Raw genomic sequence first — 12,871 nt, 5'->3', positions numbered from 1 at the left:
ACGGCGGGTTCGGCAGGCCTACCGTAGTCGGGGGCGCGGCTCACCTTGCTGCCGCCGTTGCCGCACCGGCCTTGCCTCCCAGCTGCCGCCGCCGGACTGGGGCCTCGACGCCCCTGCCCACCCCACCCCACCCCACCCCCACCTCACCCACCCCACCCCACCCTCACCCCCGAGTGACCCGCACCCGGTAGTCCCCCTTGAGGTCCGCGCCCGCCACCGAGATCCGGATGTCCCGTTTCCGGTCCCGGAAGGACTCGCCGGGGGCGAAGGGCGCGTCGGAAAGTTCCGCGTGGACGTTGGGGCTGCGGGTGCAGCCGCCGCTGTCGGTGCGGGAGTCGTAGACGGTCACCGGGCCCATGCCGGTGTCGACGTCCGCGTCGACCTTGTAGATCAGGATCCCGGGACGGCAGACGGTCTCGTCGTTGCCGCCGTGGGTGCGCAGCTCGACGGCGTAGCCGGTGCGGGTGCCCGTGGGGACGAACACGAGCTTCGGGCCGCCGGGGCGGGAGAGCGGCGTGAGGGTGTGCTCGGTCGTCGTGCCGGGCTGCGCCGCGCAGGCGATCTGGGCCGCGTCCAGCCAGCCGAGCTTCCACTTGTGCCAGCCGAGGAGGTCGTTGTTGGTGCCCCAGTCCTCGCTCATGATGTCCCAGTGCCCGACCGCGCCCCCGCCCTCCTGGGTGTAGAGGTCGGGCAGGCCGAAGACGTGCCCGTTCTCGTGGGGCAGGACGCGGTAGCCGGTGCGGTCGTAGGAGCCGGAGCCGTCGTCCTGGCGGGAGTAGACGAAGGAGGCGTTGGCGACCGGCACGCCGTCGGCGACCGGGGCCTCACGGTTCCCGGCGAACGTCACCGACAGGACCGTGTCCAGCGCCGAGGGGCCCGCGTTCGGGGTGACCAGCACGTTCAGCAGGTCGTACGAGCGGAAGTCCACCGTCGGGTCGGCGGCGGCCACGAGGTCCTGGACGAGTTCCCGGTAGCCGGGGTCGAAGGGTGCGCCGCGCTCTATGCCGTACGCCCGGAACGGCTTCGGCATCCGCAGCCAGCGCCGGATCGGGGTCTCGGCGCGGTAGTCGAGGCGGCCGTAGGACGCGGTGCGGAACCATTCCTCGGTCTGCGGGAAGAACTCGCGGAAGCGGGACCGCGCGCTGCCCCGGCCGGGCGCGTCCGGGAAGTCGATCATCAGGGTGAGGGCGCGGACGGTGCCGGTGGAGCGGGAGTAGCCGCCGGGCGTGGGGACGCCCTCGGACATCTGGACGGCCGCGTCGCCGGTGATCATGCAGGGGGCGAGGGCCGCGCTGCGGGCCAGGGGGACGGCGCCGGCGCCGGCCGCCGTGGAGCCGCCGGGTGGTACGAGGTGCCCGGTGCCGGCGGAGGTGCTGACCGCGAAGGTCAGCGCGGTCACGGAGACGAGGGCGGCGACGCGGCGCGGGCGTATCCGGCGGCGGAGCGGCTCGCCCGCGCCGGCCGGGGCGGGTCGCTCGGGCTCGGGCAGCGGCTGCATGCAGGGCCTTTCGCTCCAGGCAGCCGCCGGTCACCGGCTGCACCCTTGCGATCACCCTCTGCCGGGGTGCGCGCGGGCGCGCGTTGGGGGAGACCGATCGTGGGTTACCGGGCGGTATGGCCGTGGTGCGTCAGGGCTCGCTTGGATATGTGCTGCTATCGGGTGGTACGTGCGAGACTCCAGGCGTGTGACCCAGGTCACATCGAAAAAGTTTCGAGTCCGGGAAATAACCGGGGACCCCCTCCCCGTTTAGCCATGTGTCCGAGTGAAACGGGGATTGGCTCCCCGGATCGCGATCCACCCTCTCGAAGCCCGAGGAGTACACCGTGCAGACCGCGACCGCGACCTCCACAGTGCGCAAGGCACCCCGGCCCCGCGCCGACGCCCTGCGCAACCGGGAGCGGATCGTCACCGCCGCCCGCGAGATGTTCGTCGAGCACGGTCCGGACGTGCCGCTGGACGACATCGCCCGCCGGGCCGGCGTCGGCAACGCCACGGTGTACCGCAACTTCCCCGACCGTGACGCGCTGGTCCGCGAGGTCGTCTGCTCGGTACTGGACCGTACGGTCCAGGCCGGTCAGCTGGCGCTCGCCGAGTCCGGTGACGCGTTCGGGGCGCTGGAGCGATTCGCGCACGCCGCCGCGGACGAGCGGATCAGCGCGCTGTGCCCGATGGTCGCCAGCACCTTCAACCAGCACCACCCCGACCTGGAGGCCGCGCGCGAACGCGCCGAGCGGATCATCGAGGAGGTCATGGACCGCGCCAAGGCGGCCGGGCAGCTCCGGCCCGACGTCGGCGTGGGTGACCTGATGATCGCGGTGGCCCAGCTCAGCCGGCCCCCGGCGGGTACGGAGTGCCTGAGCGCCGACCGCTTCGTCCACCGCCACCTCCAACTGTTCCTGGACGGGCTGCGGGCTCCGGCCCACTCCACCCTGCCGGGCACGGCCGTGACCCTGGAGGACCTGCGCAAGGCCCAGTGAACAGCGAAACAGCCGATGACTCCGTCGGAGTCGATCGGTCGGAGCAGCAGTAGCGGAATTCAGTAGCACCAGTAACACCAGCTGCATCAGCTGACGCCACGGCCGTCGCCGACGACGCGCCGCCCCTTACAGCACCCTTTTTCCCGTCACGAAGTCTCGAAGTCCCGAAGTGGGTACCTCCATGTCTCAAACCGCCCAGAAGGCTCCCGGTGCGACCGGCGTCCCGGACGCCAACCGCTGGAAAGCCCTGGCCTTCATCGCCATCGCCCAGCTGATGGTCGTCCTCGACGCGACCATCGTGAACATCGCGATGCCCTCCGCCCAGCAGGACCTGGGCATCTCCGACGGCAACCGGCAGTGGATCGTCACCGCCTACGCCCTCGCCTTCGGCGGTCTGCTGCTCTTCGGCGGCCGGATAGCCGACCTGTGGGGCCGTAAGCGCGCCTTCGTCACCGGTCTCGGCGGCTTCGCCGTGGCCTCCGCCCTCGGTGGCGCGGCCACCAACGAGGCGATGATGTTCGGCGCCCGCGCGCTCCAGGGCGCGTTCGGTGCGCTGCTCGCGCCCGCCGCGCTCTCCCTGCTCGCCGTGATGTTCACGGACGCCAAGGAGCGCGCCAAGGCGTTCGGCATCTACGGCGCGATCGCCGGTGGTGGCGGCGCCGTCGGTCTGATCCTCGGCGGGTTCCTCACCGAGTACCTGGACTGGCGCTGGACGTTCTTCGTGAACATCCCGTTCGCGATCGTCGCCGCGGCCGGCGCGTACTTCGTCATCCGTGAGCCGGAGGGCGGCCGCAACCGGTCCGCTCTCGACATCCCGGGCGTCATCCTGTCCACCCTCGGCCTGGTCGCGCTGGTCTACGGCTTCACGCGCGCCGAGTCGGACGGCTGGAGCGACTCCGTGACCGTCGGCATGTTCGTCGCGTCCGCCGTGCTGCTGGCCGCGTTCGTGCTCGTCGAGTCCAAGGTCAAGGCGCCGCTGCTGCCGCTGCGCGTGATCACCGAGCGCAACCGGGGCGGCATCTACCTCTCCCTCGGCCTCGCGATCATCGCGATGTTCGGCCTGTTCCTCTTCCTGACGTACTACCTGCAGATCGTGAAGGGCTACTCCCCGGTCAAGACCGGCTTCGCGTTCCTGCCGATGATCGCGGGCATGATCACGGGTTCCACCCAGATCGGCACCCGGCTGATGACCCGGGTCGCCCCGCGGCTGCTGATGGGCCCGGGCTTCCTGGTCGCCGCGCTCGGCATGCTGCTGCTGACCCGTCTGGAGATCGGTTCCTCGTACGCGGCCGTGCTGCTGCCGGCGATGCTGCTGCTCGGCCTCGGCATGGGTACGGCGTTCATGCCGGCCATGTCCCTGGCCACGTACGGCATCGAGCCGCGTGACGCCGGTGTCGCCTCCGCGATGGTCAACACCTCGCAGCAGGTGGGCGGCGCGATCGGCACCGCCCTGCTGAACACGATCGCCGCGTCCGCGACCACGTCGTACATCAAGGACCACATCGCCTCCGCCGCCTCCCGGCCGCAGCAGGAGCTGGTGCAGCTGGAGGGCCTGGTCCAGGGCTACACCAGCGCGATCTGGTTCGCCGTCGGCATCCTGGTGGTCGCCAGCGCGATCGCCTTCACCTTCGTCAACGCCGGCCGTCCGGACATGGGCGCGGGTGCGGTGACGGGCTCGGGCGAACAGGGCGCCGAGGACGCGATGCCGGTGCCGGTGGTCGCCCACTGACCCGCAAACGCGCGTGGAACGCGCGGACGACGGCCCGGTACTACGACGTTCGGTACTACCTACGACGTTCGGTACTACGGCGTTCGGTACTACGACGGCTCAGTACTACGACGTTCGCTACTACGTGACGACGACGGCTCCGGGTAGGTAGCCCCTAGCGGAGCCAGGGGAGGTCCGCACCCGCTTCGTTGGGCTGAAGTCCCTCGGCGACGATCTGCATGATCTCGCCGAGGGACTTCTGCTGTTCGGCGGTGAGCCGGTCGAAGACCGCGTTGCGTACGGCGGTGACGTGCCCCGGCGCGGCGCGCCCGAGCACCTCCAGGCCCTGGTCGGTCAGGACGGCGAACTGGCCGCGCTTGTCGGAGGGGCAGTCCTCGCGCCGAACCCAGCCGTTCTTCTCCAGCCGGGCGACGGCGTGGGAGAGACGGGAGCGGGTGATCTTGGCGTGCATGGCCAGCTCGGTCATCCGCAGCCGGCGGCGCGGGGTCTCGGCGAGTTTCACCAGGAGGCCGTAATAGATGTGGGGCATCCCCGCATCCCGCTGGAGTTGGCGGTCCATGTGGTCCTCGAGGAGCGTGGTCGCGTGCACGTAGGAGCGCCAGACGAGCTGCTCCTCGTCGGTGAGCCATCGGGGCTCTTCAGCGGGGGTGGATGCCTTCTTCATGTACTCCACTGTAAAGGTCTGCTCCTTGAAATTTAAACAAATGCGGCATATTCTGAGGGGACGTTGACGTTTTAGATTTCAAGCAAGCTGTCGAGCGATGGTCCCGGAGCCCGGGACCGGCGGTCCCGAAGGACGGGGCTGGCGGTCCCGAAGGACGGGGCCGAGCCGCCGGAGGGAGTCACCGCCATGTCCGCCGCCACTCAGGAACGCGCCGTTCCGCAGGAGCGCATGCCCGCCCTGTACCTCAGCCATGGCGCCCCGCCGCTCGCGGACGACCCGATCTGGCCCGGCGAACTCGCGGCCTGGTCCGCCGATCTGCCCCGCCCCAAGGCGATCCTCATGGTCTCCGCCCACTGGGAGGAGGCCCCGCTCGCCCTCGGCGCCGTCGACCCCGTCCCGCTGGTCTACGACTTCTGGGGCTTCCCCGAGCACTACTACCGGGTGAAGTACGACGCCCCCGGCGCACCGGCGCTCGCCGACAACGTCCGCAAACTGCTGCGCGCCCCCGGGATCCCCGTCCAGGACATCCCCGACCGCGGCCTCGACCACGGCGCGTACGTGCCGCTCGTCGAGATGTTCCCGGCCGCCGACATCCCCGTGCTCCAGATCTCGATGCCCACCCTCGACCCGGTGAAGCTCATGGAGATCGGCCGCAAGCTCGCGCCCCTGCGCGAGGAAGGTGTCCTGATCGTCGGCTCCGGGTTCTTCACCCACAACCTCGCCGCCCTGCGTCAGGGCGGGGTGCCCAGCTGGTCGGTGGAGTTCGACGACTGGGGCCGGCGTGCCATGGAGGCCCGCGACTGGGACTCCCTGCTGGACTTCCTGCACAAGGCGCCGGCCGGCCGCTACGCCCACCCGCGTACCGAGCACTTCGCGCCGCTCTTCGTGACGATGGGCGCGGCGGAGGTGTCCGGCGAGCTGGACGCGCAGCGATCGGTGATCGACGGGTTCTGGCTGGGGCTGGCGAAGCGGTCGGTGCAGTTCGGCTGAGCCGCCGGTGGGTGTGTGGCTCGTTCCGTTCCGTCGAACGTTCCCCGCGAGCGGGCGGCGGGCGGGCCTACAGCTCCTTCTCGTACCAGGCCACGTCCCAGTAGCGCCCGAACTTGCGGCCCACCTCGCGGTACGTGCCGACGTACCGGAAGCCGAAGCGTTCGTGCAGTCGCACGGACGCTTCGTTCGGCTGGGCCACGCCCGCGTACGCCCGGTGCACGTCCTCGTCGGCCAGCGCCTCGAAGAGCGCCGTGTAGAGGAGTGTGCCGATGCCGCGGCCGCCCGCGTCCGGGCGGAGATAGACCGACACCTCGACCGACGTCGAGTAGGCGGTCTTCGGCCGGTGAGGGCTGGATGTGGCGTAGCCCAGAATTTCCTGTGAGTTCGCACTCACGGCAACCTTCAGGCGGTACGGGCCGTCTTCAGGGTGGGAGAGCAGCCAAGGGCGGCGCTCTTCCGGAGTGAGAACCGCGGTATCGAATGTGATGGGCGTCTCACGTACGTAGTGGTTGTAGAGATCGGTGAGGGCGTCGAGATCCCCCTCGACTCCCGGCCTGACCTGCACCTCTGTACGTTCCGGCGCCATCGTGCCTCCTCGTGTGGCCGGACAGGGTACTGCATGATCAGAAAAATCGGGGTGCGGGTTGGGAATTCTGTCCTGATTCCAGTCGTTGTTTCCATCGGATGCAGGGCACCCGAGCAGAGTCCCGGTGAGAGTCCGGGGACCACCTGAGCGAGTGTCCGGCGCCCACGGACCACCCGCTGACCCCACCATCGCAAGGGAGCACGCATGGCAACCCGTGCCGTCGCCCGTCGTAAGTCCGCCACTGGCGAGACGGCCGACAGGGCAAGCAGTGTTCGCGTCCACGGCGGCGAGATCGCCGACCGCGATCTGGTCGGCATGTATCTCGACGAGATCGCGCGCACACCGCTGCTCGACGCCGCCAAGGAGGTCGAGCTGTCCCAGATCATCGAAGCGGGTGTGTTCGCGCGGCAGGTTCTCGAGGGATACGAGGAGTCCAGGGCGGACGCGACCCGCGAGGAGCTGGAGGCCCTGATCGCCGCCGGTGAGCGGGCCAAGGACGTCTTCATCCGTTCCAACCTCCGGCTGGTCGTCGCGGTCGCCCGCCGCTACCCCCGCAGCGGGCTCCCCCTCCTCGACCTGATCCAGGAGGGCAACGCCGGTCTGGTGCGCGCGGTCGAGAAGTTCGACTACCGCAAGGGCTTCAAGTTCTCCACGTACGCCACCTGGTGGATCCGCCAGGCGATCACCCGCTCGATAGCGGACCAGTCGCGCACCATCCGGCTGCCCGTCCACCTCGTGGAGGAGCTGGGCCGGATCCGCCGCGTCCAGCGCGAGTTCAACCGCGAGCACGGCCGCGACCCCGAGCCCGCGGAGATCGCCACCGAGCTGGGCTCCACGCCGGAGCGCGTCACCGACGTCCTGGACTGGGCCCGTGACCCGGTCTCCCTCAACATGCCGGTCGACGACGAGGGCGAGACGCAGTTCGGCGACCTCCTCGAGGACACCTCCGCGGTCTCGCCCGAGCAGTCCGTCCTCACGCTGCTGCGCAGCGAGGAGCTCGACGGCCTGATCGACCGCCTCGACCCGCGCACCGCGTCCATCATCAAGATGCGGTACGGCATCGACGACGGCCGGGAGCGGACGCTCACCGAGGTCGGCAAGGAGCACGGGCTGACCCGCGAGCGGATCCGGCAGATCGAGAAGCACGCGCTGTTGGAGCTGAAGAAGCTGGCCCGGGACACGGGGTTCGAGGCGGCGGCGTAACGCTGACGCGCCCCGCCGCGTGGCGCGATGACGTCGGGCGGGTGCGGCCGGCCACGGCCGGCTGTTTCCGCCCGCGTGCGCCAGGTGGCGAAAGCCCGCGCAAACATGGCGATACAACGCCGCTTCAATCGGCGGGACGGGGGGAACATGACTTCAGGGCACGGGAGTTCGGACCGGTAGGACCCTGCAGTCGGCGCAGTGAGTCCTGCTCGACCCTGAGCCCGAGAGCTACGGCACGACCCGCGACGGCACACCACGGACCGCCACGCTCACCACATCACCGCAGCTGGTTCCACCGGAACCAGAGCCAGAACCAGTACCAGAGCCAGAGTCAGACGCGACCGGAACCAGAGTCACGTTTCACCGAAGCCACGTCCCGACGCACATCCCCCCCGGCGCCGGGACTTTCCCCGAGTCGGGCTTCGGCGCCCCTCCCCCTGGGCGCCGGGGCCCGGCTCGCTTTTGTACGCGGGGCGCGGGCCAGGAGAGGGGGCGCGGGGGCGCGTCGCGTCGGATTCCGGGGAGCGGTGTGCGGTCCTGCGACGGATTGCGAGCGGAAACGTGTGCAACGCGCGGGCGGGCAGGGGAGAGCGGGGCACCCCGTACCTGAACCACGGGGTGGCCCGCCCGGATGGCAGATTGTGCCACATGGGCATAGCCTGCCGACGTGATCAGCTCCACCCCCGCCTCGGCTTCGCTGACCGAGCGGCGCAAAGCGGCCACCCGGATGGACATCGCCCGGGCCGCGGCCGGCCTCTTCGTCAACCGCGGCCTGAAGGCCACCCGGGCCGAGGACATCGCCCAGGCCGCGGGCATCGCCCCCCGCACCTTCTACCGGTACTTCGCGACGAAGGAGGAGGCCGTCGCTCCCCTCTACGCGGCGGGCGCCCAGCGCTGGGCGGAGGCGGTCCGTGAAGCCCCGGCCGAACTCCCCGTACCGGAGGCCCTGGAACATGCCGTACGGCACACCCTGATCCCCGGCCGCGCGGTGTCGGCGGCGTCCTGGGAATGGGTCCGCACCCTGATCCGGCTGGCCACGACCAGCCCGGCGCTGGGCAAGGTGTGGGCGGAGGTCTGCCACGCGTCGGAGACCGCACTGGCGGAGGTGCTGGTGGAGCGGATGGAACAGATGGAGCGCATGGAGCGGACGGAGGGCACGGAGCACGTGGGGCACGTGGGGCACATGGGGGCCTTGGAGCGGGTGGGTTCGGAGCAGGGGGCGGCGCAGGGGGCGGCGCAGGGGGCGGTGCAGAGGGCATCGCAGGTGGAGCCGCACCAGCTCTTCACCGCGGCCGTGGTCAGCGCCGCCGTCCGGGTCGCCGTGGAGAGCTGGGCCGCCACCGACACTCCTCCCACGGGACCGCAAGGCCCGGCGGAACTGGCGCTGCGCAACCTGCGGGCGCTGCGGGGGTTCGCGTGGAACGGACCCGAGCTTCCGGACACCCCCTAGCCCTGACGTCCCCCAGCCGTCCCCTGGTGTCCCCCGCCCGTCCCCCGGCGCTCCCCGGCCTCCCCCCGGTCCCGGTCGCCCCCGGCGGCCCGTCCCAACCGTCCTCCCAACTCCCTTACACACTCCGCCAGTTGCTCCGGTCCCCGGACCGAGAACTCGCAGCCCAGCAGGGCCAGCCGCATCGCCACCCACTCCACCGGATCGCTGGTCGACGCCCGCAGCCTGCAGCCGCCGTCGCCGTTCTCCTCGGGGCGGCCGAGCCACGCGGGGAGCCGGGCGGCCACCCAGTCCGCCGGTGCCTCGAAAGTGACGTCGTACGCGTACTCGTTCGCGTCCGGCCGTCGGTGGATGGACTGCCGCAGGTACTCGGCGGCGCTCCCCGTGGGCAGCTCGCGCGGGGTGAACCGGGCGCCGGTGGCGAAGGGTTCGCTCACGCGGTCGACGCGGAACGTGCGCCAGTCGGCGCGGTCGAGGTCATAGGCCACGAGGTACCAGCGGCGGCCGGTGGACACCAGCCGGTAGGGCTCGGTGAGGCGGCGGGACTCGATGCCGTCCTTCGCGCGGTAGGCGAACCGGAGCCGCTCCTGCCCGGCCACCGTCGAGGCCATGACGGTCAGCGTCTCGGGGGCAATGCTCGCGCCGTCCCCGCTGGTCAGCGGTGTGGTGGCGGCCTGGAGGGTGGAGACGCGGTGACGCAGCCGGGCCGGCAGGACCTGTTCCAGCTTGGCCAGCGCCCGTACGGACGCCTCATCCACGCCCTCGAGCGCGTGCCCGGCGCCGACGCGCAGGCCGACCGCGATCGCCACGGCCTCCTCGTCGTCGAGCACCAGCGGCGGCATCGCCTTGCCCGCGACCAGGCGGTAGCCGCCGTCCGAGCCCTTGGTCGCCTGTACGGGATAGCCCAGCTCGCGCAGCCGGTCGATGTCCCGCCGCACCGTACGGCGGGACACTCCGAGCCGCCCGGCGAGCTCGCCGCCGGGCCATTCGCGGGGCGTCTGGAGGAGGGAGAGGAGCTGGAGCAGCCGGGCCGGGGTGTCCGTCGTCATGACTTCGAGGATGCCGCAGAAATAGGACGCGATCTGACCTAATGGGGCTCTAGTTTTCTCTCATGACCTCCACCGCATCCCCTTCGGACAGCGCAGACAGCTCAGGCACCGCAGACAGCTCAGGCACCGCAGACAGTGCAGACAGCGCTGGCGCCGCGGGCATCGCAGCGAGCACGGATCGTGCGGACAGCGCAGCGCCCGCGCCGGACCGCCGGCGCTGGTTCGCCCTGGCGATCGTGATGACCGCGGCCTTCATGGACCTCGTCGACGTCACGATCGTCAACATCGCGATCCCGTCCATCCAGTCGGAGGCGGGCGCCTCCGACAGCCAGATCCAGTGGATAACCGCCGGATACGCGCTCGCCTTCGCCGCGGGCCTGATCACCGGCGGCCGGCTGGGCGACATCCACGGCCGCAAGCGGCTGTTCCTGCTCGGGATCGGCGGCTTCACGCTGGCGTCCGCGCTCTGCGGCTTCGCGGCGAACCCGGAGATGCTCGTCGCCTCCCGCATCCTCCAGGGCGGTATGGCGGCGCTGATGGTGCCCCAGGTGCTGTCGATCGTGCACGCCACCTTCCCGGCGCACGAACGCGGCAAGGTCTTCGGGCTGTTCGGCGCGATCGTCGGCCTCGGCGCGGTCTCCGGGCCGCTGCTCGGCGCGCTGCTGACGGAATGGAACCTGTTCGGACTCGAATGGCGGCCGATCTTCCTCATCAACCTGCCCGTCGGCATCCTGGGCCTGATCCTCGGCAGCCGCTTCATCACGGAGTCCCGCGCGCCGAAGGCTCTGAAGCTGGACCTGGTCGGTGTCGCGCTCGTGACGCTCGGCATGCTGATGCTGATCTACCCGCTCACCCGGGGCCGCGAGCTGGGCTGGCCGCTGTGGGGGCACCTGTCGATGGCCGGCGCGCTCGTCGTGCTCGGGGCGTTGGTTGCGTACGAACGGCGCAAGGCCGCGCGGGACGGCTCGCCGCTGATCGAGCTCTCCCTCTTCCGGGTGAAGAGCTTCGCCGCGGGCATAGCCGTGCAGACCGTCTTCGGTATCGGCCTCGGCATCTTCTTCCTGGTGTGGACGCTGTACATGCAGATCGGCCTGGGCTGGAGCCCGCTGCGCGCCGGGCTGACCGGTGTCCCGTTCTCCATCGCCGTGTCCACGGCCGCGGGCCTCTCCGTCCAGAAGCTGGTCCCGCGCTTCGGCCGCAAGGTGCTCCAGGCGGGCGCGCTGACCATGACCCTCGGCGTCCTGCTCTACATCTGGGAGTCCGAGCGCTACGGCCTCGGCATCGCCTCCTGGCAGATGGCGCTCCCGCTGGTCGTGATGGGCGTCGGCATGGGTCTGATCGTGGCCCCGCTGACGGACGCGGTGCTGTCGGAGGTGCCGCGCGAGCACGCCGGTTCGGCGTCCGGGCTGATCAACACCGTGCAGCAGATGGGCAATGCGCTCGGTCTGGGCCTGGTGTCCGTGGTCTTCTTCGGCGAGATCGGCGACCGGCTGACCCGGTCCGAGGTGGGTCCCGCTTTCGTGAACGCCTTCCAGCACGCGCTGGGATGGGTGGCCGCGGTGATGGCGGCGATCTTCCTGCTGATGTTCGCTCTGCCGAAGCGGCCGGCGCAGCATCTGGAGGGCGCCACGGACGCCTCGGAGGCGGCCCCCTCCGAGGAGCGGGAGCGCGCGCTCGCGGGCTGAGCGGGGCGACGACCGCCAGAAGGGCCCGGTGTCCGTGGGACGCCGGGCCCTTCGGCGCGTCTGCGGTGTCCGCGGCGGAGGGAGGGAAGTCCGTTCATGCCCGAATGACGCCCGAACCTGTTTACATTCTGGAAATCCGGGCGTAGTCTCCGAACGAAACCACAAGTTCGGGCATAAAGCGGAGGTGAGCGGACATGTACGCACCGGAGCGGCAGCAGGAGATCCTGCGGCTCGCCCGTGAGGGCGGCCGGGTGGACGTCCTGTCGCTGGCCGAGGAGTTCCAGGTCACGGCGGAGACGATCCGCCGCGACCTGAAGGCCCTCGACCGGGCCGGCCTGGTGCGCCGCGTCCACGGCGGTGCCATACCGGCCGGTCGCCTCGACTTCGAGCCGGACCTCACCGAACGCGAGGGCACCTCCACCGACGAGAAGGACCGCATCGCGAAGGCGGCCCTCACGGAACTGCCGTCCGAGGGCACGATGATCCTCGACGCCGGTACGACGGTCGCCAGGCTGGCCGCCGCCCTCCCGCTGGAGGCCGAGCTGACCGTCGTCACGCACAGCCTGCCCATCGCGGCCCGTCTCGCGGACCACCCGGGCATGCAGCTCCACCTCGTCGGGGGGCGCGTGCGGCACCGTACGCGCGCTGCCGTGGACGCCTGGGCGCTGCGCGCGTACGGCGAGATCCGCGCCGACGTCCTGTTCGTCGCCGCCAACGGCTTCTCCGCCGAGCACGGGCTCACCACGCCCGACCTCGCCGAGGCCGCGGTGAAGCGGGCGGCCGTCGCCGCCGCACGCCGGGTGGTGCTGCTCGCCGACTCCTCAAAGCACGGCCAGGAGCACTTCGCCCGCTTCGGCGACATGGCCGACGTGGACCTCCTGATCACCGACAGCGGGCTGAGCCCCGAGGACGCGGCCACGATCGAGCGCGGCGGCACGGAAGTAGTACGAGCATGAGCGGCACGAACATGAGCGACACGAGCGCGAGCGGTACGGGCATGAGCGGTACGGGCACGAGTGACACGAGCGCGAGCGGTACGG

11 protein-coding genes are annotated in these 12,871 nt (G+C 70.9%); 7 read left to right on the top strand and 4 right to left on the bottom strand.

Features of this window, described 5'->3' with window-relative positions; translation table 11 throughout:
* Window positions 1-163: 163 nt before the first annotated feature.
* Complete coding sequence (locus ACZ6D7_RS13310; RefSeq protein WP_469488703.1) at window positions 164-1,498, bottom strand: M6 family metalloprotease domain-containing protein; 1,335 nt, start codon at window positions 1,496-1,498, stop codon at window positions 164-166.
* Between the two features lie 326 nt (window positions 1,499-1,824).
* Between ACZ6D7_RS13310 and ACZ6D7_RS13305 the strand changes: the two genes are divergently transcribed.
* Together ACZ6D7_RS13305 and ACZ6D7_RS13300 are read left to right on the top strand one after the other, a co-directional pair.
* Entirely contained in the window at window positions 1,825-2,478 is a 654-nt protein-coding gene (locus ACZ6D7_RS13305; protein WP_469488700.1) for a TetR/AcrR family transcriptional regulator, read from the top strand.
* A 181-nt stretch (window positions 2,479-2,659) separates the two neighbouring features.
* Window positions 2,660-4,207: an MFS transporter gene (locus ACZ6D7_RS13300; protein ID WP_469488697.1), complete on the top strand. Its 1,548-nt coding sequence runs from the start codon at window positions 2,660-2,662 to the stop codon at window positions 4,205-4,207.
* A 154-nt stretch (window positions 4,208-4,361) separates the two neighbouring features.
* On the opposite strand, the gene ACZ6D7_RS13295 is transcribed toward ACZ6D7_RS13300, so the two are convergent.
* Window positions 4,362-4,871, bottom strand: a complete 510-nt coding sequence (locus ACZ6D7_RS13295; RefSeq protein WP_469488694.1) for a MarR family winged helix-turn-helix transcriptional regulator — start codon at window positions 4,869-4,871, stop codon at window positions 4,362-4,364.
* Window positions 4,872-5,057: 186 nt separating this feature from the next.
* Here ACZ6D7_RS13295 and ACZ6D7_RS13290 point away from each other — a divergent pair, with 186 nt between their 5' ends.
* Window positions 5,058-5,861, top strand: a complete 804-nt coding sequence (locus ACZ6D7_RS13290) for a dioxygenase family protein (protein WP_469488691.1) — start codon at window positions 5,058-5,060, stop codon at window positions 5,859-5,861.
* 67 nt (window positions 5,862-5,928) lie between these two features.
* On the opposite strand, the gene ACZ6D7_RS13285 is transcribed toward ACZ6D7_RS13290, so the two are convergent.
* A complete protein-coding gene (locus ACZ6D7_RS13285) occupies window positions 5,929-6,447 on the bottom strand; it encodes a GNAT family N-acetyltransferase (RefSeq protein ID WP_469488687.1) in 519 nt (172 codons plus the stop codon).
* Between the two features lie 204 nt (window positions 6,448-6,651).
* On the opposite strand from ACZ6D7_RS13285, the gene ACZ6D7_RS13280 reads away from it, so the two are divergent.
* Window positions 6,652-7,650, top strand: a complete 999-nt coding sequence (locus tag ACZ6D7_RS13280; protein WP_469488684.1) for a sigma-70 family RNA polymerase sigma factor — start codon at window positions 6,652-6,654, stop codon at window positions 7,648-7,650.
* A gap of 727 nt (window positions 7,651-8,377) precedes the next feature.
* Window positions 8,378-9,100 carry a TetR family transcriptional regulator gene (locus ACZ6D7_RS13275; protein ID WP_469489414.1) on the top strand — a complete coding sequence of 241 codons (723 nt, stop codon included), beginning with the start codon at window positions 8,378-8,380 and terminating at the stop codon, window positions 9,098-9,100.
* On the opposite strand, the gene ACZ6D7_RS13270 is transcribed toward ACZ6D7_RS13275, so the two are convergent.
* Window positions 9,097-10,146, bottom strand: a complete 1,050-nt coding sequence (locus ACZ6D7_RS13270; protein ID WP_469488678.1) for a helix-turn-helix transcriptional regulator — start codon at window positions 10,144-10,146, stop codon at window positions 9,097-9,099. The genes ACZ6D7_RS13275 and ACZ6D7_RS13270 overlap by 4 nt on opposite strands.
* A 239-nt stretch (window positions 10,147-10,385) precedes the next feature.
* Here ACZ6D7_RS13270 and ACZ6D7_RS13265 point away from each other — a divergent pair, with 239 nt between their 5' ends.
* Entirely contained in the window at window positions 10,386-11,831 is a 1,446-nt protein-coding gene (locus tag ACZ6D7_RS13265; protein ID WP_469489409.1) for an MFS transporter, read from the top strand.
* A 194-nt stretch (window positions 11,832-12,025) separates the two neighbouring features.
* Complete coding sequence (locus tag ACZ6D7_RS13260) at window positions 12,026-12,787, top strand: DeoR/GlpR family DNA-binding transcription regulator (RefSeq protein ID WP_469488674.1); 762 nt, start codon at window positions 12,026-12,028, stop codon at window positions 12,785-12,787.
* Window positions 12,788-12,871: the final 84 nt, after the last annotated feature.

The sequence above is a fragment of the Streptomyces sp. NPDC041784 genome (genome assembly GCF_055591025.1).
This window is presented reverse-complemented; position numbering and strand designations above follow the sequence as displayed.